The following is a 24,966-nucleotide window of genomic DNA, read 5'->3' on the forward strand; positions in this document are numbered from 1 at the left end:
TTACTAGTGGAAATTAAAAAATAGTAAGTGTTCACTAAATAAAGAAGCAAATAGCGAGCGAAATTGTATCTTCGAGGCCTCACGATGCGGGTCAGGCAGTCATTGCGACACGATGTCGCGTACTTAGACTGTCATCAGCTATAGGAATAGTTAGTATCTTTTCTCTAGTTATCCAAAAACTCACTTACCTGTTTCTAAGAGTTGTAGGAGGGCGACGGACAGGCAAAATTCAAATTACCGAAAAAAGAGTGGGTGGTCGTGACGTCAGTCACGACCACCCACTCAAAAATCAATCGGTAATCCTATAGCAAAACGACTATCCAAAGCCCTTCGAAAAAGAAAGAAAAAGGTTTTGATCTTAAAGGACTGGGCATCTTATTTTGCCCGGTTTTTCTTAAAGAATAAGAAAGTATATAAAAATGTACCATGAGCACTGGATTTATAGCACTTTAAAAAATGAATAATACTTGTGATTTCCGTTTCAGGTGGACGCTTTCCGTGGGGTGAGCGATGAGCTATCACCGTCGCTAGCGCGTCGATGTGATAGCTCATCTGTCTCACTCATCCCACTGGAGTCGCCACCTTACACTACAATCAATCAGTGTGTAGTACTCCACTAGAAAATTTAGCATAGCTTATCGCTTAGATGATAAGATTGGTCAAATTTTAGAGAGTGATCAAATTATTTGTAATCGCTTTAGCATTAGAAATGCGATGAACCAATGATAGAGGAAGAAAGCAGGTTTTCTTTTTCACTAGTGGAAATAAAGAGAAATAGTAAGTGTTTGCACTATAAAGAAGTGAATAGCGAACGAAATTGCATCTTCGAGAGCTTACTCTATGAATAAGAAAGTAGCTTTTCTTTAGTTACCTAAAAATGAACTAACCTGTTTCTAAAAGTTGTAGGAGGGCGACGGACAGACGAACGCCATAAGATTACAGAGAAAAGAGATGCTGGTCGTGACGTTAGTCACGACCAGCATCTCTAAAAAAACATTCGGTAATACTAAAGCAATAAGTCTGTCCAGAGCACTTCAAAAACGATTGAAACAGGTTTTGAACTATAAGGACCGGGCGTCTTTTTGCTCAGTTTTTCTTATACTCATTAGATTTAGGTGAGTTTTAAAGATTAAATTTCTTCTTGAAAATAAATTTTATAAAACTTTCGATTTGTTGCCTCATCGTAGCCGACTTCAATCAGCTCATCGACTTGTTCAATATCACGAACGTTCACTTGAATTTCGATATTGGAATCCAACTTAATTTTTCGTTTATACGTTTTTTCTACCTTTGCTATTGCACTTTCTGAAATGACCGTTTCATATGGTTTTACTGATTGGACGATAATATCTTTCTGGACTGAATCAGTTTTTTCAAAGACTGTATCTATATAGTTATCCACTTGAAATTCTTCTTCATTTCTAAAATAATCGAGTGTTTTATTTAAAAAACCTAGTTTCTCGGTATTTGTATAACTTTCTTCTTTAATAATATATTTTTTACACTCAGTTAAAGCTAAATTAGTTTTGTGATAATGTTCATCGGCTACTTTAATCTTCAAAAAACGCTCTTGCCAATATACGACATCTTCTTTCTTCTTCGTTTTCATAAATACAGCAGGAGCTACGTCTGGTCCCATGTCCATGATTACAGCCATATTATTAATTTTCTTGACATTAATACCATCGATGCCGTTTACAATCATTTTGTTTTGGTCGTTTTTCACATCTAGAAACATTTCTTTTTCATCTATCTTTACAATGGCTAATACCTTTTTCACTTCTGTATGCCATAAGCAATTATCGAATAATCCTATAAATAATTCTCCATTTTTAATATTAGGATGTTGGGATACACTTTTTAAATGAGTGGCGATATGTTTGGATTGTTCAAGAAAGCTGCCCTCCTGATCAAAAATTGAACTTACAAAGTTATATACTTCGTTTAATCCAATATCTGATTCATGAAAAAACTCGTATTGCTGCTCCAAATCAATTTTATTGAATGCTAATTGCGTAAAGGCTGCTTCTAGCATAACTTCTGGTTGAGAGTATGCTTCATCTCCTAAAACAAGCGCATCACCTACATAATGGACGACATACTGCGCTAATTTACTTTCACTTATTTCTAGCATGGTCTTCACCTTCTAATCATTAGTTGTAGATAACTTACCATATCATACTCGGCAAGATATTATCATGTGTTTTTTACGAAGATAAGAAATAAATTACCATGTGGATGTCTAATCCTTAGTTAATATAACTGAAAATGAATTCATGGAGTTTACGAATTAGTACAGTTAAATTTTTCGCTTTCCAAATATATACAAGGAACATATATTCGTGTTAATGTACTCTTAAGTAAACCTTTAATTAGGAGGATTAATATGGAATTTAAGAATATAAACATTAAAGAGCGTATGAATTATTATAATGTTACAGGGTTAAGCGTTACGTTAATAGAAAATGGTCAAATTCATAATATCTTAAACTATGGTTTCTTAGAGGCAGGAAGCTCTAACCGTATATCGAGGAATTCTATTTTTAATGCTTGTTCAATTAGTAAATACCTAACAGGAATGCTAGTTATGAAATTAACGGAACAAGGTCTTCTTGATTTGGATGAAGATGTAAACTCAAAGCTTATATCGTGGAAAGTACCTGAGAATGAATTAACTATTAATAAAAGCGTTACATTACGAAATTTGTTAAGTCATCAATCTGGAATTATTGACCCTGAAGATAGTTTTGCTGAGCTAAATTCGATGTTAGATATGCCCTCAATGGTTGAATTATTAAATGGGAAAACATCATATTGTAAATATCCAATTGAAGTGAAATATGAACCAGTGAGTGAATTTCATTATTCAGATGCAGGTTTTTGTATCATTCAATTACTAATAGAAGATATAACTGAAAAACCGTTTAGCCAAGTTATGAAAGAACAAATATTTGAACCGCTTCAAATGGGAAATAGCACATTAGGAACGTCAATTTTAGAAATGAAAAGAGAAGAGTTTTCTTGTGGTCATAACAAAAATGGTGAAATAGTAGAGGCCAAATATCCTTTTTATCCTTACCCCGCTTCTTCGGGACTATGGACAACTTCTTTAGATCTAGCTCAAGTAGTCCTTGAATTATTAAATGCCCTAAGAGGCAAAAGTAAGATCGGAATTTCTGAAAGTCGTGCAAAAGAAATAATAACTCCCCAAGGAGGAAAATCGTGGACTGGGCTTGGCGTATTCCTAGAGGGTTCGGAAAAAGAACTTGAAATTTCATCATTAGGTTGGGGAGTAGGGTTCCAATGTATGATGGTGGTGAGTCCAAATTCAGAGAAAGGCGCAGTCATAATGACAAATACAGAATTGGGTGTTCACCAAATGGAGGGAATTATAGGAGAAATTTATCATTCTATTTATTCCTAGAATACACTAGTTTTGTAAATTGATTAAATCACATCGGCATATATACAAGAACAAGTTTGAGTCCACTTTGAGTAAGGTAGCTTTGAGCAAAGAAGGATAAATGCATTTTTTTGTCGAACTTATTCTACTAAGGTGCAGTTAATTTAAGTTTTGAGTGGCAGGCAATGTCTTTCTACTCACATGAAAAACTTGAAGAGATAGTAAAGATAACTAATATTTGTAAACAGTAGGTGAGGTAGCTACCCCCAGTTACATTTATGCTGGTATAAACGATATACAATGTATCTATCAATATGTTGGGTCAATGATTAGCGGTGCTAATTCAAATATATTGTCAAGGATGGATAAAGCATTGAAACCTATCTTACTCTTTATAATAATTGTGTATTGCATTGGGTTTATAATTGCAGGATTTTATATGCGATACAGGAAAAAAAGAAAAGTTGCAGGTATCACATATGTAGTAGTTGGATTATTAGGAGCTATATTTGGGCTGGTATATCATTTTTTCTTATTACATTAAGGCAGCAGTTTAGTGGAAGAGTACGTTTATTATCGATCATTGTATTATGAAATTGACTCTAGTATAAATAATTTGAAGTAAAAATAGAAGGAGAGAAATACTTGAAAGAAGAAATGCGATTTATAACAAATTATAAGGAAAGTGAGCAACTAAGAGAGAGCTTTTTCGAACTCGCTAACAGTGTTTTTGGCTTGAATTTTAAAAGTTGGTACCAACACGGGTTTTGGGGAGTTGGATACATACCCTTTTCATATGTAGTTGATGATAAGGTTGTAGCAAATGTCTCAATTAATATTATTGACTTTATTATTGAAGGTAATCAGAAACGAGCATTGCAAGTTGGAACAGTGATGACCCATCCTGATTATCGAAACAGAGGACTTTCTAAAAGTTTAATGTATAAAGTTTTAGATGAATATAAAAATATGTATGATTTCATATACCTTTTTGCAAATGAAAGTGTTTTAGATTATTATCCAAAGTTTGGCTTTGAAATAGTGGATGAACAACAATTTTCCATTAATTTTTCGTCTAATCAAAAATCAATAAATAGACCGCTTAAACTGAACATAACAAATGAGGATGACATTAACTTTATATTTAAATTTGCGAAAGAGAGAATACCTATTTCTAATCGTTTTTCAACTGTGAACGCTGAAGGAATATTAATGTATTATTGCTTAAATGTTTTTTGTAATGATATTTATTATCTTGAATCTGAAGATGTAATTATAATATATTCCGAAGACGGTAACCGAATTGATATTTTTGATATTATCAGTAAACAAAAAATAGACATTCACAATATTCTACAAAAAATTTCAGGTGATGGAAGTAAAAAGGTAGTTTTTCATTATACGCCAGATTATAAAGGATTAATATTTGAAAGTAATCCTTTAAAACGTGCTGGAACATTATTTGTAAAAACTGGTGGTAATAATTCTTTTCCTAAACATGTAAAGCATCCAATTACTTCGGAAGCGTAAACCTTTAAATTTATATTGAGAAAAATCATCCAAATTGTAAAAGGGGATATTACACAATGACTGTTATTCTTAAAGAAGTTTTGGAATCAGAAAAATCTATTCTAAACAACCTATACTCTTTGTACCTTCATGACCTTTCTAAATTTACTTCTATGATAGATATCGGAGAAGATGGTTGCTTTCATTATGAAGGTTTAGAAAAGTTTTGGGAAATAGATGGCATTTCCCCATTTTTCTTAAAACTAGATAATAATATTATAGGTTTTCTTTTACTATTAGAACGTCCATTTTTAACTAAAGATAATGACTTCGGAGTAAACGATATATTTATACTAAATAAATACAAAGGTAAAGGAATGGGCAGACAAGCAATTGAAAAATTATTTCAAGATAAGAAGGGCAAATATTTTGTTATTGAGCTACTTGAAAATGTGCCCGCAATATTGTTTTGGAAAAAGATATATAATACTTTAAATATTCAATTCGAAGAAAAACAAGACTTAGTTGATGACGAGCAGTGTTTAATTCAAACATTTACAATTTAATTAACCTATATAAAATGAAGACGATCCATTTACATTTATGATTGGGAAACGTAACAATACTTTCAATGTCTTTTTATAAAGTCATGAACTTTACGATTCCCAGTTATCCTTATGATTCTAATTTTCATCTACAATCGCCCTGAAAGAACTAAATATTCTTACATTTCTGTGGAAAGCAATTGTTTTCGAAAACTTAATATGATATATTATCACCATCACTTATTAAAGGCATTTAATAAGTTTTTTAGTCGAGACTTATTAAAGAACTTTAATAAGTCTGCTTTATAGGAGGTGACTTTTGTGAATACCACTCAAAAATCATTAGGGAATGTAATCCTTTCTGGAATTCGGAAATCCCTTTTAGAATTGGGGAGTGCAACAAAAGCTGAGCTCAGCGATAAATTAGAAATTAGTTTCCCAACTATAAGTAAGTTCTTAGGGGAGATGGAGAAGGATGGAGAAATTCTTTCAGTCGGTTTAGATGAATCTAGTGGGGGTAGAAGAGCAAAAAGGTATACGTACAATTCCGAGCATATGTATAGCCTTGCAATTTTCTTAGAGAGGACAGAAACGAATTATGCAATTTTCAATTGCTTAGGGGAAATAAAGGATCAAGGAAAAGTTCCAAGTGTATTAGTGGGGAATGGGTTGCATTTATTAACTACATGCATTGAAAAAATAATGATAGCCTTTCCAAAAATCAGTTCTATCGCAATTGGAGTACCTGGTTCCGTTAATAGTGGAAGGATTATTCATATACCAGGTTATGAGCAGTTTCAAAATTTTGATGTAAAGGGATTCTATGAGAATCGGTTTTCTATACCAGTGATAGTTGAGAACGATATGAACGCTGCTGTTCTCGGATATCACCATCAGAGAGCTATTAAGGAGAATCCATCTTTAGTATATTTGTATTCTGGACAAAATGGTCCTGGTGCAGGAATTATGATCAATGGAGATGTGGTACGAGGTAGTACATTTTTCGCAGGAGAAGTTTCATTTATCCCCCAGTATAATACTCGAAACTTCATGCAAGCTTTGGGAAATGGAACTGGATCTAAAAAGTTAGCGTTTTCACAAGATTTTCAGATAGATCCAATTTGCAGATTAGTAGCAACATTTACAGCTATCATTAACCCACATACTATCATTTTTTGTAATAATGAAGTGGAAGAAGCTCTAGTGGAGAAGATTACCATAGCAAGCTCAAAATATATTCCTACTGAACATTTGCCAGAGCTTACAATAAGTGATTGGCAACATGATTATTTATATGGATTACAAAGTCTTGGGCTTGATCTTATGTTGAATGAAACAACAAAGTAAAATAATCGGAAAGTATGAGAGGTGAAAAATGGCAACATTCCTTTTAATGATTATATATTTGGCTTTTATAAGCTTAGGTTTACCTGATTCATTGTTAGGGGCAGCGTGGCCTGTGATGCAATCGGATTATGGGGCACCACTCGAAACTGCAGGATTCCTTTTTATGACAATTGCAGGTGGTACAATTATCTCCAGTTTAGTTAGCGGCAGGGTACTGAAACGGTACGGGACTGGCAAAGTCACATTTGTCAGCGTCTTAATGACTGCTGGTGCTTTGCTTGGATTTCATTTTGCTCCATCAATTATTTGGTTAATTGTATGTGCTGTCCCACTTGGTTTAGGAGCAGGGGCTGTCGATGCAGGTTTAAATGATTATGTTGCTACAAATTATAAAGCACATCATATGAGTTGGTTACATTGTTTTTGGGGAGTCGGTGCGACTCTTGGTCCACTTATTATGGCTCAATTTGTTTCAGGAGATAGTTCTTGGAGAAATGGATATTTTGTTATTTCTGGCATTCAGTTTACGTTAGTTATAATTCTTTTCTTCACTTTGCCTTTATGGAATAAAGTGAAAACAAAAAGTAATATTATTTTAAAAGAGGAGACCGAAGATTTAAAAGGTTTAACTAATGATGATCATGCTAAAGATGTAAAACCTTTACAAGTTAGAGGCGTTAAACTGGCATTGAGCTCCTTCTTTTTTTATTGTGGAGTAGAAGCAACGGTGGGTCTTTGGGGAAGTAGTTTCTTGGTAAATGTTAAAGGATTAAGTGTAGTATCTGCTGCAGGGTGGGTTTCCTTTTATTACGCTGGAATAACAATTGGTAGATTTATAACAGGCTTTATAACTTTTAAAATAACTAACCTGACGCTAATTCGAGTGGGACAAATAATAGCATTGACTGGTGCCATTATTCTATTTTTACCATTGCCTTCCGTTTTCTCACTTGCAGGATTTATAATTGTTGGACTAGGATTAGCTCCGATATTTCCATGTATGTTGCATGAAACGCCAACACGTTTTGGAAAAAAACATTCTCAGACGATTATGGGCTATCAAATGGCGTTTGCATATACCGGCACAACGTTTATGCCGCCTCTACTTGGTTTCATCGCAGCTCAGTCAACAATAGGAATCTTCCCAATTACTATTGTCATTTTTGTTGTAGCAATGCTTCTAAGTTCAGAAAAGCTAAATATATTACTAGCTAAGAAGGATTTATACAAGGGGAATGATACAAGAAAGACAGTCCTTTAATTACTCTATGGTAGACATGACAACTTCCGGACAAAGGTAGTAATCATAAAACCATTATAACTCTATTTATATTGCCCTATCCTTTGCCGGGATGGGGCAGGTTGGAGACTGCGCAAGATTATTTAGGGGAAGGCAGGATAAAAACGCTTCAATACTACGATCCTTGTTCTGTGCGAATGAAGCCATGCCAGGAAAAGCGTCAGCCGCAGATGAAATCAACGGTGTCTATAAGGTTATTTTTCTTATAGAAGCAAGGTGTCATTTTGTTAGGTTTTTCTTATTGTTCTAAGATTATATCTCTTCTTGGAAATAGATTTTATATAACTTTTTTTGAGTTTCTTCATCAAAGCCAACTTCAATCAGCTTATCGACATGTTCAATATCCGGGACGTTAACTTGAATCTCTATATTGGAATCTAGTTTTCTTTTACATTTATATGTTTTTTCTGCCTTTCTATAGCACTTTCGGAAATGACCGTTTCATATGGTTTAACCGAATTTACGATAATATCTTTTTGGATTGAATCGGTTTTTTCAAAGACTATATCAATATAGTTATCCACTTGAAATTCCTCTTCATTTCTAAAGTAGTCTAGTGTTTTCTTTAAATAACCTAGTTTTTCCGTAATCGTATAGTTTTCTTCTTTAATAATATACTTTTTACACTCTGTTAACGCCAAATTGGTTTTATGATAATGTTCATATGCTACTTTAATCTTTAGAAAACGCTCCTGCTAATACACGACATCTTCTTTCTTCTTCGTTTTTCTAAAGACAGTAGATGCTAAGTCTGTCCGATATCCATGATTACAGCCATATTATTTATTTTCTCTACATTAATACCATCGATGCAATTTATGATCATTTTGTTCTGATAGTTAGCAAAGCGAAAGATCAGCGTCATGCTAACTTAGGAAAAGCCATTAAAGACTCAGAATAACTTCTGAGTCTAAACTTCATTTTATTTTTTCCCCAGTAGTGCCATTAAACCTTTATATAATAGAACAAGAGAGAAAATTACAATAGCTAAAATACCTATTATGTTTGTAAATGGTTCCAAACCCGCTAAGAAAGTACCTTCTAAAGGAACTTTTAATAATGCAAATCCAGCTAAAATACTAGCCATCATCAAAAGAATAAAACGATCCATTCAATTAAGCCTCCTCTCAGGACATTATATGAATAAGTACAAGGAAAGTTGAACTAACTTCATCACATTAGGAGACCACTTGCTTCTAAAAGTAGTACTGGATATAAAATTAAGAGTAATATTGATTTGATGAAAACTATTGATACGCTATTAAATTAAATGTATATTCTCATGTGTTTCTACCTAATTTGGGGATAATCTCACTATCGTAACGGAATAATTGAAGAAGCAGGATGTCTATTTGAAAGTAAAAGTTTCGTCACTGGAAAGTGAATGTGGTACAATTTTTTTAGAACAACAGGACTGTGAGTTGAGGAATGATGGAAAATCATAAATATGCAGTTGTCGATATTGAAACAACAGGCCACTCATCGACGAATGGTGACCGTATTATTCAACTTGCAATTGTATTTATTGAAAATAACAAAATAGTAAACACATATACGACTTTTGTTGACCCAGAAAAGCCAATTCCCCTATTTATCCAGGATTTGACTAAAATAGAGAATAGTGATGTCAGGAATGCCCCATTATTTGAGGACATTGGGGCGGAAGTGTTGGAAATGCTTCAGGATCATATTTTTGTTGCCCACAATATTAATTTTGATCTACCTTTCTTGCAAAAGGAATTGAAACGAGTCGGGCTGCCTAAATTAGTATGTAAAACAATGGATACGGTGGAATTTACCAAAATAATGTTTCCAAACCTATATAGTTATAAGCTTCAGGATATTGCTGGGGAGTTAGACATCGATTTGGAGTCTGCGCATAGAGCGGATGATGATGCACTTGCAACTGCTTATTTATTGTTAAAATGTATAGAACAATTAATGAAGCTACCACTTAAAACTATCGAGTTATTACATAAAAGATCCTTCCAATTAAAATCTAATTTATCCATTCTATTTTTCGATGTACTCGTAAGTAAAAGAAAAGAGCAATCACCAGACAATTTTCTAATTTACCGAGGGATTCCGATAAAGGAATTATCAAAGGAGATACAGGAAAAAACTGAATTACGTTCATTTCCCGAAACAAAGGAAATGAAGGTTGAACTACTTAGCAAGGGCTTTCCAAACTTTGAAGAACGTAAGGGCCAATTTGAATTGATGGATCAAATTCAAGCAGCTCTAACTAACGAATTAGAAATAGTTTGCGAAGCTGAAACGGGAATAGGTAAAACACTAGGTTACTTATTACCTGCTGTTCTTTATGCATTTAAAATGCATAAACCAGTCATCATTAGTACATATACAACGCATCTAATAGACCAATTGGTGACAGAGGAAATACCAAAGATAAACGCAATTTTAGAAACGAATGTAAAGGCTGCATCGCTAAAAGGGATGCATCATTATATAGATCTATATAGCTTTTGGCAGCAGGTTCAACTAGACGATGAATCGTACGATGAAACATTTACGATTATGCAGATTTTAGTATGGCTGACCTTAACGGAAGATGGAGATCTAACAGAGCTAAATGCCTCCGGTGGAGGACAACTATTTGTAGATAAAATCAGACGAGGAAGTTTATCGAATATAAAAGAAGTGGGTAAAAATGATTTTTATGAGAGAGCTCTACGTAAAAGTGAGAATTGCCATATTTTAGTTACAAATCATGCGATGGTAATGACCGATCAAGAAAGAGACCAACCAATACTCACTTCGGGTTGTGCAATGATTGTAGATGAAGCCCATCAAATGATTCATGCAAGTATGTCTCGTGGAGAGCGTATTTTCTCTTATACTAATTGGAAATATGTGTTAGGTCAGTTTGGAACACTTGATACCGAGCAATTACTGCAAAAACTGGAACTTCTTTATGTCCCTATGTCTCTTCAAATTCAATTAGAAAAGCAATACGTAGAAACAATAGAAAAATTTGATAGAGCTGTATCGTATGTCATTGATGCCTTCCTTCAAAAAAGCAAAAAAAACGGGAAGAGCACAAAAAAAATGATAGCATTAGAAGACCTTGAACTAGATCAATCCATTTTCCGCTCAGTGGCTAATTCCATTCAGGTTTTCATCTTCTCGACTAAATCTATGATCAATTCGTACAGTAAGCATGTGGAAGAAGAAAAAATACAATCATTCATCAATGAATGGCAATATTGGATAAGAGAATTGGATATTAAAGTAAGTGAATGGGATGAGATTTTCTTACAAAATAGAATTACAGAGGCAAGATGGCTAGAAATTGATACAAGGAGTATTCCTGGTAGCCTCACTGTTATAAAGCGACCATTAAATTATAAAGAGGATATAAAAAAGGCATTAATGGCCCACCGAGAAGCTGGCGCAGTTATTTGGACATCTGGCACATTAACTGTACCTTCTAATAGGCATTTTATCACTTCGCAGCTTGGCTTAAGTCCTGCAATACCTATCTTTCAATTTAAAGCTTCTAGCGATTATTATAATGGAGCGGAGCTGCTAATCGTAGAAAATATGCCCGATATTAAACAGGTATCGCAGAGTGATTATATTGAAGCAGTTGCAGAAGCTGTAGTACAAACGGTTCTAGTTTCGGAAGGTAGATGCTTTGTTTTATTTACATCCCAAGATATGCTTCGAAAAACGGTGGAATTAATACAAGACACTCATTTGTTGGATGATTATATGCTCTTTGCACAAGGTATGACTTCTGGAAGTAAAATGAGATTATTAAAATCATTCCAACGTTTCTCCAAATCTGTTCTATTTGGAACGAATAGTTTTTGGGAGGGGGTCGATGTACCAGGTGATGCATTATCGGTGATCATCATGGTTCGTTTACCATTCTCTTCTCCAGACGATCCTCTATTCAAAAAAAGAGCAGATTTAATAACGAAAAATGGTCAAAACCCATTTTCTTCTTATTCGTTACCAGAAGCAGTGTTGCGCTTTAGACAGGGATTCGGGCGTTTAATCCGATCATCGTCAGATAAGGGTGTTTTCATTGTTTTAGACAGAAGAATAGAGACGAAGTCATATGGGAGTGACTTTTTACAGGCAATTCCTAATATTCCTGTTAAGAAAGTATCGTTAGAAAATATGGTCTTAGAGCTAGAAAATTGGTATACTAATGAAGGATGATTTTAGAAAGCAGGTAAGGAATATGGAAAACAAAATTGAAACGCTATCGACAGTTGTAGTCGACTACCAATCAGACTTATATAAAATAGTTGATGTATTAAATCGTACGCTTAAAGAGAAAGATTTAATGTTTGGACTAGCATTAGATAAGCAGGATGAAAATAAAGCTGTTTTCACCATTTATAGGACGTAATAGATGTCACTAAAAAAATGGATATTATTTATTGTAGTTTTTGCGTTAAGTTTAACTATAATTATTAGCTTATTAATTTACTTTCAAGCAAAAAGTCCATATTCAGATGCAAATGATACAGCGGAATCGTATGCGTTGGAAAATAACTTGTTGGCTCAAGTAGATAAGACCTATGTATATAACAATACATCCACTTTTCATACGGTAATTGGTACGACAGCTAAAGGGGAACAAAAAGCATATTTTTTACCAGATAAGCAGTCTGACGAAAAGATTATGGAAGTGAGCATAGACGAAGGTATATCGGAGCAACAAGCTGTGGACTTAGCGATGAAGGATGTTAAAGACGGTAAGCTATTACATGCTAAACTCGGTGTAGAAAAAATAGGCCCAGTGTGGGAAATAACTTATGTAAATGCGGATGACAATCTCAATTATGTTTATTTGTTATTTGATAACGGAGAATGGTGGAAGCGAATTTCGAACTTATAGTCAAAACTTTTGGAGGGTATAATGAAAAAAATCATGATTAAAGATATGGCCAACTATGTTGGAGAAACAGTGAAAATGGGTGCTTGGCTAGCTAATAAGCGTTCAAGTGGTAAAATTGCATTTTTACAATTACGCGATGGTTCAGGTTTTGTGCAAGGTGTAGTAGTAAAAGAAGAGGTTGGAGAAGAAATTTTTCAAACTGCAAAAGGGTTAACGCAAGAAACTTCTGTGTATGTAACTGGTGAAGTGATCAAAGACGAGCGCTCTTCTTTCGGATATGAGCTTCAGGTAAAAGAAATAGAAGTAATTCATGCTGCGGTCGATTTCCCTATTACCCCTAAGGAGCATGGTACAGAATTTCTAATGGACAACCGTCACTTATGGTTACGTTCTAGAAAGCAGCATGCCATTATGAAAATACGTAATGAAATTATTCGTGCTACATATGAATTCTTTAATGAAAATGGCTTTGTGAAGATGGATCCACCTATTTTGACGGGTTCTTCACCTGAAGGGACTTCAGAATTATTCCATACTAAATACTTTGACGAGGATGCATATCTTTCTCAATCAGGTCAATTATATTTGGAAGCATCAGCCATGGCAATGGGGAAAGTATTTTCTTTCGGACCAACATTCCGTGCAGAGAAATCTAAAACACGTCGTCACTTAATCGAATTTTGGATGATTGAACCAGAAATGGCTTTTGTTGAATTCGAAGAAAACTTGGAAGTGCAGGAACAATATGTTTCATTTATCGCACAAGCCGTATTGAAAAACTGCTCATTGGAATTAGAACGTCTTGGTCGTGATACATCAAAATTAGAAAATATACAAGCACCATTCCCACGTATTTCATATGATGATGCTATTAAGTTTTTACATGAAAAAGGCTTCGATGATATAGAGTGGGGAGACGATTTCGGTTCGCCACATGAAACAGCCATCGCTGAAAGCTTTGATAAACCGGTATTCATTACACACTATCCAGTAGGTATTAAGCCATTTTATATGCAACCACATCCAGATCGTGATGATGTAGTTTTATGTGCTGACTTAATTGCTCCAGAAGGCTATGGAGAAGTGATTGGCGGTTCTGAGCGTATTCATGATTATGACCTTATGAAGCAACGTATAGCAGACCATAATCTGGATGAATCGGCGTATGCTTGGTATTTAGAGTTACGTAAACAAGGTTCTGTACCTCATTCTGGTTTTGGACTAGGATTAGAGCGCACTGTAGCATGGTTTAGTGGAGCAGAGCATGTTCGTGAATCAATTCCGTTTCCTCGTTTATTGAATCGTTTATATCCATAATAAGTAATAGTAATTATATAGAGAGAAAGGAGTACGAGTATGCAAAAGCGAGATCGACTCCGTATCTGGACTGAGCAGGGAAATGTAACTATTTCCCAGCTTTTTTTTAGTCACTACAAAGCGATTAATATAAGAGACGAGGAAGCAATTCTTTTACTGCATCTAATCGCTTATGGAGAAGCAGGGAATCATTTCCCAACCCCTCAGAATTTAGTAGAACGTACTTATTTTAATGAAAATAAAGTAGTAACTATTTTGCAACGTCTTATGCAAAAAGGGTTAATACAAATAGAACAACATTTAGATGAGGATGGTATACACTTTGAATATTACGCTTTCCATCAATTATGGGAGCTATTAGTAGATTTTATGGAACAGCAACAAAATGATGTAAAGGATCTTCATAGTAAAGAGGAGGAAGGGGATATATATAAATTATTCGAACAAGAATTTGGTCGATTATTATCCCCAATGGAATACGAGACTATAGGTATGTGGTTCGATCAAGACAAACATTCTGCTTCCCTTATCCGATTAGCTTTAAAGGAAGCAGTACTTTCACAAAAGCTTAGTCTCCGGTATATAGATCGAATATTATTTGATTGGAAAAAGAAAAATATCAAAACTGTGGAAGCTGCAGAAAATCAATCAGCACAATTTAGACAGCATATTCCTGTGCAAAAAACAGCAGAACAACCATCTTCCAGTTCGAAAGTTCCGTTTTACAATTGGTTAGAAGAAAGGGAGTAGGTGTAAATTTTGCTTACAAAAGCTGGCTGGCTCTATTGCTTGGATGAAATGGAGCAAATGTTCCCGGATGCGCATTGTGAGTTGGTTCACGATAATCCATTCGAATTGTTAGTTGCAACATTATTATCCGCACAATGTACTGATGTATTAGTCAATAAAGTAACAAAAAACTTATTTCAAAAATATAAAAAACCAGAGGATTATTTAGCGGTATCCATTGAGGAATTGCAAACTGATATTCGTTCTATTGGCTTATATAGAAATAAGGCTAAAAATATCCAAGCGCTTAGCAATCAGTTAATAGAATTATACGGTGGGGAAGTACCAGCTGATCGTGATTTGCTTACTACCTTTCCTGGAGTAGGTCGTAAAACAGCTAATGTAGTTGTTTCCGTCGCATTTGATATTCCAGCGATTGCAGTAGACACACATGTGGAAAGAGTATCTAAACGATTAGGACTTTGCAGGTGGAAAGATTCAGTTCTACAGGTTGAAGAAACATTAATGAAAAAAACACCGATGGAATTATGGTCTAAGACACATCATCAGTTAATCTTTTTCGGGCGCTATCACTGTAAAGCGCAAAATCCAAATTGCCCAGAATGTCCTTTACTATCGGTTTGTAGAGAAGGGAAGAAGAGGATGAATAAAATTGTCCCTCAGTAATCAGCATTATTTCGAAGAATGGGAAATAATTCGTGAAGTGCTTCTGGGAATAATTAAATCAAAAGACATGAAAAAGCTTGAGCTGATGCGTAAGGGCATCAATCTACTAGTGACTATGCTCGATGAGGTAACAGAAGCAGCCCCATTAAATTATGAAGAACGTATTAAATTTATCGAGTCAAATATAGAAAGACATGTGGCATTCGTTCAACTAAATGAGCTCTTTAAAGAATCCAAGAAAAAAATAGCGCGCATACGTGCACAAAACAAAAGCGAATGAATTCAAGAATTCATCCGCTTTTGTTTTGGTTTTCCTAGAGAATATTGACGGGACACTTTAGAATAGGGTGTATTATTGGAGCTCTCTCGTACAGCTAGGGGACGCTCTCGGATAGGGAGTATTCTCTCTCGTATAGCTGGGTAACGCTCTCGTATAGAGTACATTCACTATCGTATGAAGAGGGAAATCCCACTCGGAAAGGATTCATTCATTCTCTTACGCCCGAGTTCTTTTATTCCACTCAGTTTTACTTATGATGCCATAACAAAAAGTAGCAGGTCTTGACTGAAGTCATGACCTGCTACTTTAATATATCTAATTAAGGATTCGTACCAGATTCTCCATTTTCACCGGTTTCTCCAGTACCATCAGGTGGGGTTTCAGCCGAACCATCGTCAGGGTTTTCATTACCATCACCTGAATCTGATCCATTCCCATTTCCATTCCCACCGTTGTTTCCATTTCCATTTCCATTATTATTGCCATTCCCGTTACCGTTACCATTGTTATTCCCATTACCATTTCCGTTACCATTGTTATTCCCATTACCATTCCCGTTCCAATTACCATTATTCGATCCATCTGGATTTTCTGATTCGCCGTCTATTGGATCAAGATCATCTAAATCTTCTTCAACGATAGCTGGTAATGTTAATGACACAGTAGCACTTTCACTTCGAATATCCTCTGAAACTGCTGTTACACTGAACACATACGTGCTTCCTGGAATAAGACTTTGTACGATCAACCCTTGTTGGTTAGTTGTTTGAATTACTTCAGATTGTCCGTTATCTATCGTTACAGCAACTTCAAATTGAACTTTAGATTCAATATCTTCTTGATCGAAATCCCATGCTAATGTTGCAGTTGATGTGAGCTCATCATATTCCACAGAAAGATTAGAAGGAGTATTCAATTCAAGCTGTTCATATTCCTCTGAAACAGCAGTAGGCTCTGTGCCTTTCACAAATAGTTCTGTTAGTTTTAGTTCGTCTGGTGTATATTCGCTTGCCAATTTAAGAGGACTTGAGCCTTTTTCTATTGTAGCCTCAACTACAGAGTTAGGCTTCTTAAATCTTTCATTTACTGCGTCTGCAGAAATGTTAGCCATGACTTCTTTGAAAATATTCTGAGGTAAGTATCGCTCCTCATTAGTAGTCATTGGTACTTTCCTATCTGAATAACCTGACCATATTGCAACGGAGTAGTCTGTCGTATAGCCTGCAAACCAAACGTCAGGAAAGGCGGTGCTTGGTAGGTCCCATTTTTTCATATCATCTGAACTATAGTTTGTTGTCCCTGTTTTACCAGCTATATCTAAACCACTAATTGCTGCACGCTTACCGGTACCTTTTGTCAATACATCACGTAATACGTCGGTAATCATATAAGCAGTGGAATCTTTCATAACTTCTTTAGATTTTGGTTTATAATTTTTTTCTGTTTTTCCATCGCGATAAACAATTTTATTTATCGAATATGGCTCTGTATGGACCCCACTGTTTCCAAAAGCTGCATAAGCTCCGGCAAGTTGAATAGGGGACATGGCACCACCAAGTGCACTACTTTCATATACATTACCAAGATCAATACCAAATCGGTTAATAAACTCTTTGGCATTATCTGTACCTACTTCTTGAAGCGTTTTAACTGCAGGCACATTTCGAGAATTATATAGCGCTTCTCTAAATGTCATAGCACCTTTATATTTACGATCAAAGTTACGTACAACTTGTTCTGTTCCTGTATAAGTAATTTCTTCATCTACGATTGTATGCCCAGTTGACCAGTCAAGATATTCTATTGCAGGGGCATAGTCGATTAAAGGTTTAATGGCTGAACCAATTGAGCGTGTGTTCATGTCTTGTGCATAGTTCCAGCCTCGATCTGCTCCATAATTTCTACCTCCACCAATAGCAGCTATAGCCCCTGTTTTCGTATCAATTACAGCTACAGCAGATTGAATATCATCGGTAGGGAACATATCAGAATTTAATGTTTTTTCAACCTGTTGTTGGGCATTTGGTTGTAATGTAGTGTGGATAGTAATCCCTTCAGAGATAGCATTTCCATCACCATTAGCTTCCAATTCATTTAATACGATATCTATGAAAGCATCATATTTGGAATTTTGATTGGCAACTCGTTGATCCTCAGGTAATAGAGTATCCTCTATTGGAACCGCTTGAGCTGCTTTCATTTCTTCCTCTGTAATCTTGCCGTGTAAGTTCATCAAATGTAGTACGACATTTCTTCGCTCTTCCGTAAGTTCTGGATTTTTGAACGGATTAAACGCATTTGGACGTTGCGACATACCTGCTAGTACCGCAAATTGATCGAGTGTAAGATCTTTTAAATCTTTACCATAGAAATGCTGGGCTGCTGTACCATAACCGTATATTCTTCCAGACATTAGTACTTTATTAAAGTACATTTCAAAAATTTCTTCTTTGTCATATTTTCTTTCTAGTTGAATGGAAAGATAGGCTTCTTGAGCTTTACGCTTTAATGTTTTTTCATTTGTAAGAAATGAATTTTTAATGACCTGCTGAGTAATCGTACTTGCTCCTTGGTCACCAAAACCATTTGTAATATTAGCGACTACTGCTTTTCCTAAACGTAATACATCTACTCCAAAATGATCGTAAAAACGAGCATCTTCTGTTGCAATGATTGCATCTTCCATTTGTTGTGGAATTTCATCGTAAGGGACATATTCCCTGCTTTCAGCACCGACTGTGGCGAAAAGGTCTCCGTTTGCATCCAATAGTTTTGGACTAATTGGATCTTTTAAAGAAGTTTCATCTAGTTCTGGGGCACTGCTTGCGTAGAAGGCGAATAGTGCACCCCCGCCTACAAGCCCAACCATGCCAATTATCACGATAGTTAATAATATTCTTTTAATCCATAGTTTAGCTGGGGCTTTAGGTTGTTTCTTTTTTTCTTGTTGTTTTCTACGTTGTTCACGAGTCATTTTTTGCTCACTCATAAACGTCTCCTCACTTTCACTTTATACGTTCAAGTCATTAACTATTTTTAAATAATCAATTCTTGGTGCATATCTTGGAGTAATCTCAATTGCATATATTTCCATCTCGGATAAAGCAATAGATTTTCTTCCTCCTGTTAGCATTCTTTCCCAAAATAACGATAATTGTTCAAAAGGTAAATAAAAATAACGCTCTAATGCAGAAAAACGAACGAGTAGAAAGGTAATTCCTAATTGTTTAGAAACCTTTCTCATATGTTCCACCTGATGAAGATGCACATTTTTTAAAGGAAATGCTGTTCTATTTTCCGTTTCTTTCGCTTCAAAGTCAATATATTTACCTTTATATACTCCATTAAAGTCAGTTGTAGAAGGTGTCCGATAATATGCTTCTTTAATAACAGCACTACTTCTAGAAGGATAATCTACCTTAACGACTTGGATAGGTATTGGTTTTTTATGAATAACAGCTATATCCTGCGCAAGATAAAATTCGTTTGCCTCGTTTATTTCGTCTTCTAAGGTCTTACCCCTATTGCTAAAGGAGTAATCCTTTTTCTTTTCTATTTTTGCTTTGCTAACCGGAATATAAGCCTTTCCATTTGGATAATGAATAGCCAAAAAAAATCACCTCTTTATGCTATTAGTTTATCACAAGTACATTAGACGAACAGCTAATATATAAGGTTTCATTTCCTAGAAATGTCGAGAATCCACTTGTTTTGTCTTTTAAGAAGATGCTTTGTCAAACAGGAAGGGTAGTTTTTAAAACTAGCGAATATACTCCTTAAAAGGGGGAATATTTGATGAATAAAATTGAACGACTAATAGATCAGTTAGAGCTTCTAGAGTTTTTATTGGAAAATCGGTTAAATGACGAGCAGGACAAATTTGAAGAGGATTTTAGTAAAAACTCATTTCGGCTTCTAGGAAAGCTGGAAAAAATAGAAAATAAATTATAAGGAATGTACGTTCGCTTAGAACTAGTAATATAGTTGAGAATTTGCTAAACTATAACTAGAATGCGAGGGATCACTTTGTCATTATTAAAGCTTAGCAACCAATTAATGAAAGAATGCGATGAATGTATTTCGCGTTTTCATCTATATAGAGAACTAGATAAAGAACCAGATTTTTTTACGGATGTAAAGCCACATGCATATAGAATTGACGAGATCTGTCTGGAATGGGAACAATTGGTTCGGAAATGGATTCAAGTGAAACGTCCAAAATATGTCCACCCAAGCCAAATTGACTCCTTACTTGAATCCATGAAACAGTTTATCGTGCAATCTTACTACAAAGGAACTAGCAAAAAAAGGTTTCTTTCGTCAGTCCATTCATCCAAATATACGCTAGAAACAATTGTCCAAGCTATTAAGGAAGTAGGGGATGAGTATGCTTGAAAAAAAGAGCATTCATCAATTATTAGATGCGTGGAAAGTGGATGAAAATCGCTTTCCAAGAATTGAACATATTCATACAACCGAAGAAAAAGAAGCAATTTATGCTTCTTTTCCAGATGCGATGCATCAGTCCATTCAAAAGGCGCTAAAAAGTCGTGGTGTAAATCAGTTATATATACATCAACGACTCGCTTTCGATGCTGCAACAACTGGTAAGTCTTACACAACGATTACCCCAACTGCCTCTGGTAAATCACTTTGTTATCATCTCCCTGTACTTCAGTCGATTATGGAAGATCCAACCTCACGGGCTATTTATTTATTTCCAACCAAAGCATTAGCACAGGATCAAAAAAGTGATTTAAATAATTTGATTGAAGCTACTGGGGAAGAAATATTAAGCTATACATATGATGGGGATACAGCCCCGGGCATTAGGCAAAAAATTCGTAAGTCAGGTCATATCGTTTTAACCAATCCGGATATGTTGCATTCGGGAATTTTACCACATCATACAAAATGGGTAACTCTTTTTGAAAACTTAAAATATATTGTAATAGATGAAATCCATACATATAAAGGCGTATTTGGAAGTCACGTTGCGCACGTCATTAGACGCTTGAAAAGAATTTGTGCATACTACGGTAGCAATCCTCAGTTTATTTGTACTTCTGCGACGATTAAAAATCCAAAAGAGTTAGCCGAAAATTTAACAAATACGGCTCATGAATTAATCAATAAGAACGGTGCACCAGCTGGAAAAAAACACTTTGTATTTTATAATCCGCCAATAGTACATCCTGTTTTTAATGTAAGAAGAAGTGCCATTTTAGAAGTGAGAGATCTAGCACAAGAATTATATGTAAATGGTATACAAACAATTGTCTTTGCGAAGAGCCGTGTTCGAGTAGAAATGCTTGTGACGTACTTACAATCTTTAGTAAGTAAAAAGATTAATGATCAAACTATACGCGGTTACCGTGGCGGTTATTTGCCTTCGGAAAGAAGGACGATTGAAAAGGGATTACGAGATGGAATTATTAGAACAGTTGTAAGTACTAATGCGTTAGAGTTAGGTGTCGACATTGGTCAACTGCAGGCATGTATTATGACCGGATATCCAGGGAACATCGCAAGTGCATGGCAACAGGCTGGACGAGCAGGCAGAAGACAGGATGAAGCTCTAATTATATATGTGGCTCAGTCGACTGCTCTTGACCAATATGTTGTTAAACACCCGGAATATTTTCTTGGACAATCTCCTGAGGAAGTTAGGATTCATCCAGATAATATGATTATTTTAATGGACCATTTAAAATGTGCTTCATTTGAACTGCCATTTTCATCTGCCGATTTGTATGCGGAATTTTCTGTTCAGGAATTACTCGCATTTCTTGAAAGTGAAGGAGTACTTTTACAAACCTCCGAAAAATGGCATTGGATGTCCGATAGTTTTCCTGCGAGCAATATCAGTTTGCGTTCCGCTTCTCAAGAAAACGTCATTATTATCGATCAGTCAATCCCAACTAAAACAAGAGTTATTGGTGAAATGGATCAATATAGTGCAATGACTTTGCTCCATGAGGAAGCTATTTACTTACACCAAGGAACTCAATTTCAAGTAGAAATATTAGATTGGGAAGAAAAGAAGGCATTTGTACGAGAGGTCGATGTAGATTATTTTACAGACGCTAATATTGCAATTGAGTTAAAAGTGTTAAGCGAAGATAAAGTAAAAGAAGCTGAAATTGGTATGCTCAGGTTTGGTGACATTATCGTTTTAGCCCAACCAACTATATTTAAAAAAATTAAATTCGATACGCATGATAATATCGGTTCTGGCCAAATCCATTTACCTCCATTAGAATTGCACACTTCTTCTACATGGTTTAGTTTTGATAAACCAGACGGCTGGAAAGATACTTTACTGTCAGATGCTATGACAGGGGTTTCCTACGCCTTACATGCATTTATCCCTCTATTTATTCATTGTGATTCGAAGGATATTCATGTTGTGCCGCAGGTAAAATCGATTCATGGAGAAAAACCTACTTTTTATATGTATGATAGTTATCCAGGCGGTATTGGTCTTTCTGAAAGAATGTTTGACCTTTGGAATGAGTTGATACCGAAAGTAACGGAGCAGGTAGAAGGTTGTTCTTGTATGAATGGTTGCCCGGCATGCATCGGCGCACAGGATGCGGAGCTAAATTTAAAGGGAGAAGTGATTAAGTTACTTCATTTTTTGCAGGTGGACCGACATGTCGTATGAAAAAAAGCTAATGCAAATGAAGGGTTTAGTGAAAAAGAAGCCAATTGAAGACATAGTAAAAAAGAAGCCAATTGAAGACATAGTAAAAAAGGAAGAGCCAGAAATGGCGCTTCCATTTTATCTTGAACAATGGCAAGATGCGGGACTAAAATTTATAAAAGATGAAAAAGGGTTTTACTTTGTAAAGGAAACTTTTTATCATTCGGAGCATATACATGGAAATATTGGGCTTAATAAGCTACAACAGGCAAAAATATTTATGCAAGAAGTCTATCCTACTCATCCCCTAACTATTGCAATAGAAAGTCCATTTTGTTTTTATGATACGGAAACTACAGGGTTAAAAGGTGCAGGAGTGCTAATTTTCTTGAATGGAGTGTTGAAGGAAGTAGAAAATGGGTTTTTGCTAACACAATATGTACTAGCAGATCCGGGTCAAGAGGTAAGTTTTTTAAGAGCGATTGATTTTTGGAAAAACGAACAAACTATCATTACGTATAATGGAAAGAGCTTTGACCTTCCTCAATTAGTTACGAGATGGACGATGAATAGAAATGATTTACCACGATTAAAGCAATATCATCAAATTGACTTAATGCATTCTTCTAAAAGAATTTGGAAGGGTGAATTAGAACGCTTTAAGCTGAAACAAATTGAGGAAATGAAGCTTGGTTTTAGAAGAGAGAACGATATTCCCGGGCACCTTGCACCGATTATATATTTTGATGCGGTGAAAAGTGGAAATCCCACCAATTTGATGAAAGTGTTAAAGCATAATGAATGGGATATTCTATCGCTCGTTACGCTATATATACTTTCTGTGGAATTACTCCAAGAGAAAGAAGTAGTTGAAACAGCTACTACATATACTAATATCGGTAAATGGTTTCGTGATTTAAAAACGATGGATGCAAGTCAGGATTGGTTTACTTTTGTAGTAAATAATTTTTCGGATGAAGAGACAAGTATTGCTTATTATTTCGTAGGTCTACACTTAAAAAGAGCTGGTTTATATGAGGAAGGTCTGCAAGCTTTTATACAAGCTTTAAAAGAGATTTCCGGGAAATATCGTATAGAAGTGTATATTGAACTGGCTAAACTATTCGAACATCAATTAAAAGATTTCCCAAAAGCTCTAGAAATGACGCAGCAATGTATGGAATACGAAGCGAAACTGAATATAGACAAGTATTCCCGCTTGAAAAAAGAACTTATGAAGAGAGAAAAGAGAATAATCCGGAAATTAAATATTTCCCGGGAAAGCGCAGAACATAACAAAAAGCGCATATAAATGGCTGAAAAAACTCCATTATTCGACAACGATATGCTATAATACGAGTAGCGAATTGTAGATGGAAGGAAGATACCATATGGAATTTAAACTAAAGGCTTCTGATATATTAGAAAAAGAATTTAAAACGGGTTTAAGAGGTTATAACCAAGAAGAAGTAGATGTTTTTTTAGACGATATTATTCAAGATTACGAGGCTTATGAGAAGCGACTGGCAGGGCTCCAATTAGAAAATAAAAAACTGAAAGAACAGTTAGAGGAATTACCAAAGAGAACTCAAGCCGCTGCACCGCAAACAGGGGCAACTAATTTTGATATTTTAAAGCGTCTTTCACATCTTGAAAAACATGTCTTCGGAAGTAAATTGTACGAGTAATTATTTAAGTTAATTCAGTAGGGTTAAACCCCTACTGAATTAACTTTAGGCCTCCTGCGGATGACACAGATTTTTAAGTGGAATTTATCTAGCAAGTCGGGCACAAATACGCCAAGGCAAATTTGATACAATCTTGTGTTGAAACTAACAAGTATTTCGTATATAATAGTAATACCACTTATATATTCGGGCAATCGCTGCAATGCATGACATTGTAGAGGAAAGTCCATGCTCACACAATTCTGCGATGAATGTAGTGTTCGTGCTTAGTGAAAAAATAAACTAAGGCAGCTATTTATAGCTGACGGCGGGATGAAGGCCTAAGTCTTAGGATACGGCTGACAATCTCTGAAAGTGCCACAGTGACGGAGCTGTATAGGAAACTATACAGGTGGAACGAGGTAAACCCCACGAGTGAGAAACCCAAATTATGGTAGGGGCATTTTCTTGAAGGAATTGAACGGATAGAAGAACAGATTTAATCTGTAGATAGATGATTGCCATCCACATACGTACGAGGTAATGCACCGTTTGAGTACCGTGGAGACAAAACATGGCTTATTGAGTGTATGAGTGGCTATATTTAATAACTAAGAAGCTCTCCATTTTCGGAGAGCTTTTCTATTATATAAAGTGAAA

General features: G+C 35.4%; 22 protein-coding genes and 1 other RNA gene. 18 read left to right on the top strand and 5 right to left on the bottom strand.

Annotated features, from left to right (window positions below; all coding sequences use genetic code 11):
* Positions 1–1,129: 1,129 nt before the first annotated feature.
* Positions 1,130–2,134 (bottom strand): nucleoid-associated protein, encoded by a 1,005-nt coding sequence (locus ACN6MX_RS07155; RefSeq protein WP_419961942.1) that lies wholly within the window; start codon positions 2,132–2,134, stop codon positions 1,130–1,132.
* A 252-nt stretch (positions 2,135–2,386) separates the two neighbouring features.
* On the opposite strand from ACN6MX_RS07155, the gene ACN6MX_RS07160 reads away from it, so the two are divergent.
* The 5 genes from ACN6MX_RS07160 (at position 2,387) to ACN6MX_RS07180 (ending at position 8,065) form a co-directional block, all read left to right on the top strand.
* Positions 2,387–3,424, top strand: a complete 1,038-nt coding sequence (locus ACN6MX_RS07160) for a serine hydrolase domain-containing protein (protein ID WP_419961943.1) — start codon at positions 2,387–2,389, stop codon at positions 3,422–3,424.
* A 624-nt stretch (positions 3,425–4,048) separates the two neighbouring features.
* Complete coding sequence (locus tag ACN6MX_RS07165) at positions 4,049–4,933, top strand: GNAT family N-acetyltransferase (RefSeq protein ID WP_419961944.1); 885 nt, start codon at positions 4,049–4,051, stop codon at positions 4,931–4,933.
* A 56-nt stretch (positions 4,934–4,989) separates the two neighbouring features.
* A complete protein-coding gene (locus ACN6MX_RS07170) occupies positions 4,990–5,478 on the top strand; it encodes a GNAT family N-acetyltransferase (protein ID WP_419961945.1) in 489 nt (162 codons plus the stop codon).
* A 300-nt stretch (positions 5,479–5,778) separates the two neighbouring features.
* Entirely contained in the window at positions 5,779–6,804 is a 1,026-nt protein-coding gene (locus ACN6MX_RS07175; protein ID WP_419961946.1) for an ROK family protein, read from the top strand.
* 28 nt (positions 6,805–6,832) lie between these two features.
* Complete coding sequence (locus ACN6MX_RS07180; protein ID WP_419961947.1) at positions 6,833–8,065, top strand: MFS transporter; 1,233 nt, start codon at positions 6,833–6,835, stop codon at positions 8,063–8,065.
* Between the two features lie 416 nt (positions 8,066–8,481).
* Here ACN6MX_RS07180 and ACN6MX_RS07185 read toward each other — a convergent pair whose 3' ends face one another.
* Entirely contained in the window at positions 8,482–8,628 is a 147-nt protein-coding gene (locus ACN6MX_RS07185; RefSeq protein ID WP_419961948.1) for a hypothetical protein, read from the bottom strand.
* A gap of 398 nt (positions 8,629–9,026) precedes the next feature.
* A complete protein-coding gene (locus ACN6MX_RS07190) occupies positions 9,027–9,215 on the bottom strand; it encodes a hypothetical protein (protein WP_419961949.1) in 189 nt (62 codons plus the stop codon).
* 317 nt (positions 9,216–9,532) lie between these two features.
* Between ACN6MX_RS07190 and dinG the strand changes: the two genes are divergently transcribed.
* The 7 genes from dinG to ACN6MX_RS07225 are packed head-to-tail and all read left to right on the top strand — an operon-like array spanning position 9,533 to position 15,993.
* Complete coding sequence (dinG, locus tag ACN6MX_RS07195) at positions 9,533–12,295, top strand: ATP-dependent DNA helicase DinG (protein ID WP_419961950.1); 2,763 nt, start codon at positions 9,533–9,535, stop codon at positions 12,293–12,295.
* A 22-nt stretch (positions 12,296–12,317) separates the two neighbouring features.
* Positions 12,318–12,488: a YpmA family protein gene (locus tag ACN6MX_RS07200; protein ID WP_241598831.1), complete on the top strand. Its 171-nt coding sequence runs from the start codon at positions 12,318–12,320 to the stop codon at positions 12,486–12,488.
* Positions 12,489–12,491: 3 nt separating this feature from the next.
* Positions 12,492–12,980, top strand: coding sequence for a DUF5590 domain-containing protein (locus tag ACN6MX_RS07205; RefSeq protein WP_419961951.1), 489 nt, complete (start codon positions 12,492–12,494; stop codon positions 12,978–12,980).
* A gap of 21 nt (positions 12,981–13,001) precedes the next feature.
* A complete protein-coding gene (gene asnS / locus ACN6MX_RS07210; RefSeq protein ID WP_419961952.1) occupies positions 13,002–14,297 on the top strand; it encodes an asparagine--tRNA ligase in 1,296 nt (431 codons plus the stop codon).
* Between the two features lie 39 nt (positions 14,298–14,336).
* Entirely contained in the window at positions 14,337–15,047 is a 711-nt protein-coding gene (locus ACN6MX_RS07215; RefSeq protein WP_419961953.1) for a DnaD domain protein, read from the top strand.
* A 48-nt stretch (positions 15,048–15,095) separates the two neighbouring features.
* Positions 15,096–15,713, top strand: coding sequence for an endonuclease III (gene nth / locus ACN6MX_RS07220; RefSeq protein ID WP_419962572.1), 618 nt, complete (start codon positions 15,096–15,098; stop codon positions 15,711–15,713).
* Complete coding sequence (locus ACN6MX_RS07225; protein WP_419961954.1) at positions 15,700–15,993, top strand: YpoC family protein; 294 nt, start codon at positions 15,700–15,702, stop codon at positions 15,991–15,993. The genes nth and ACN6MX_RS07225 overlap by 14 nt, the downstream gene beginning before the upstream one ends.
* Positions 15,994–16,312: 319 nt before the next feature.
* Here ACN6MX_RS07225 and ACN6MX_RS07230 read toward each other — a convergent pair whose 3' ends face one another.
* On the bottom strand, positions 16,313–18,982 hold the full coding sequence (locus ACN6MX_RS07230; protein WP_419961955.1) for a PBP1A family penicillin-binding protein: 2,670 nt from the start codon (positions 18,980–18,982) through the stop codon (positions 16,313–16,315).
* 21 nt (positions 18,983–19,003) lie between these two features.
* Positions 19,004–19,603, bottom strand: coding sequence for a Holliday junction resolvase RecU (gene recU, locus ACN6MX_RS07235; RefSeq protein ID WP_419961956.1), 600 nt, complete (start codon positions 19,601–19,603; stop codon positions 19,004–19,006).
* Positions 19,604–19,788: 185 nt separating this feature from the next.
* On the opposite strand from recU, the gene ACN6MX_RS07240 reads away from it, so the two are divergent.
* From ACN6MX_RS07240 to rnpB, 6 genes are all read left to right on the top strand, one after another.
* Positions 19,789–19,944: a hypothetical protein gene (locus ACN6MX_RS07240; protein ID WP_211893974.1), complete on the top strand. Its 156-nt coding sequence runs from the start codon at positions 19,789–19,791 to the stop codon at positions 19,942–19,944.
* Positions 19,945–20,019: 75 nt separating this feature from the next.
* Complete coding sequence (locus ACN6MX_RS07245; protein WP_419961957.1) at positions 20,020–20,388, top strand: YppE family protein; 369 nt, start codon at positions 20,020–20,022, stop codon at positions 20,386–20,388.
* Positions 20,381–22,660, top strand: a complete 2,280-nt coding sequence (locus ACN6MX_RS07250; RefSeq protein WP_419962573.1) for a DEAD/DEAH box helicase — start codon at positions 20,381–20,383, stop codon at positions 22,658–22,660. Before ACN6MX_RS07245 ends, ACN6MX_RS07250 begins: the two co-directional genes overlap by 8 nt.
* Positions 22,650–23,951, top strand: coding sequence for a ribonuclease H-like domain-containing protein (locus tag ACN6MX_RS07255; protein WP_419961958.1), 1,302 nt, complete (start codon positions 22,650–22,652; stop codon positions 23,949–23,951). Before ACN6MX_RS07250 ends, ACN6MX_RS07255 begins: the two co-directional genes overlap by 11 nt.
* A 79-nt stretch (positions 23,952–24,030) precedes the next feature.
* Complete coding sequence (gene gpsB / locus ACN6MX_RS07260) at positions 24,031–24,327, top strand: cell division regulator GpsB (protein ID WP_419961959.1); 297 nt, start codon at positions 24,031–24,033, stop codon at positions 24,325–24,327.
* A 182-nt stretch (positions 24,328–24,509) separates the two neighbouring features.
* An RNA gene (rnpB, locus tag ACN6MX_RS07265) (RNase P RNA component class B) lies at positions 24,510–24,893 on the top strand.
* The last annotated feature ends 73 nt before the right edge of the window (positions 24,894–24,966 follow it).

Origin of the sequence: Psychrobacillus sp. BM2 (genome assembly GCF_048572895.1) — a bacterium.
In the GTDB taxonomy this organism is placed as follows: Bacteria; Bacillota; Bacilli; order Bacillales_A; family Planococcaceae; genus Psychrobacillus.

What these genes read in the sequence shown, in the direction of transcription:
- ACN6MX_RS07215 (WP_419961953.1), top strand. Translation starts at nt 14,337, where the DNA reads ATGCAAAAGCGAGATCGACTCCGTATCTGGACTGAGCAGGGAAATGTA.
- ACN6MX_RS07155 (WP_419961942.1), bottom strand. Translation starts at nt 2,134, where the DNA reads ATGCTAGAAATAAGTGAAAGTAAATTAGCGCAGTATGTCGTCCATTAT.
- ACN6MX_RS07180 (WP_419961947.1), top strand. Translation starts at nt 6,833, where the DNA reads ATGGCAACATTCCTTTTAATGATTATATATTTGGCTTTTATAAGCTTA.
- ACN6MX_RS07205 (WP_419961951.1), top strand. Translation starts at nt 12,492, where the DNA reads ATGTCACTAAAAAAATGGATATTATTTATTGTAGTTTTTGCGTTAAGT.
- ACN6MX_RS07240 (WP_211893974.1), top strand. Translation starts at nt 19,789, where the DNA reads ATGAATAAAATTGAACGACTAATAGATCAGTTAGAGCTTCTAGAGTTT.
- gpsB (WP_419961959.1), top strand. Translation starts at nt 24,031, where the DNA reads ATGGAATTTAAACTAAAGGCTTCTGATATATTAGAAAAAGAATTTAAA.
- ACN6MX_RS07230 (WP_419961955.1), bottom strand. Translation starts at nt 18,982, where the DNA reads ATGAGTGAGCAAAAAATGACTCGTGAACAACGTAGAAAACAACAAGAA.
- ACN6MX_RS07170 (WP_419961945.1), top strand. Translation starts at nt 4,990, where the DNA reads ATGACTGTTATTCTTAAAGAAGTTTTGGAATCAGAAAAATCTATTCTA.
- ACN6MX_RS07190 (WP_419961949.1), bottom strand. Translation starts at nt 9,215, where the DNA reads ATGGATCGTTTTATTCTTTTGATGATGGCTAGTATTTTAGCTGGATTT.
- dinG (WP_419961950.1), top strand. Translation starts at nt 9,533, where the DNA reads ATGATGGAAAATCATAAATATGCAGTTGTCGATATTGAAACAACAGGC.
- ACN6MX_RS07160 (WP_419961943.1), top strand. Translation starts at nt 2,387, where the DNA reads ATGGAATTTAAGAATATAAACATTAAAGAGCGTATGAATTATTATAAT.
- ACN6MX_RS07255 (WP_419961958.1), top strand. Translation starts at nt 22,650, where the DNA reads ATGTCGTATGAAAAAAAGCTAATGCAAATGAAGGGTTTAGTGAAAAAG.
- nth (WP_419962572.1), top strand. Translation starts at nt 15,096, where the DNA reads ATGGAGCAAATGTTCCCGGATGCGCATTGTGAGTTGGTTCACGATAAT.
- asnS (WP_419961952.1), top strand. Translation starts at nt 13,002, where the DNA reads ATGAAAAAAATCATGATTAAAGATATGGCCAACTATGTTGGAGAAACA.
- ACN6MX_RS07200 (WP_241598831.1), top strand. Translation starts at nt 12,318, where the DNA reads ATGGAAAACAAAATTGAAACGCTATCGACAGTTGTAGTCGACTACCAA.
- ACN6MX_RS07250 (WP_419962573.1), top strand. Translation starts at nt 20,381, where the DNA reads ATGCTTGAAAAAAAGAGCATTCATCAATTATTAGATGCGTGGAAAGTG.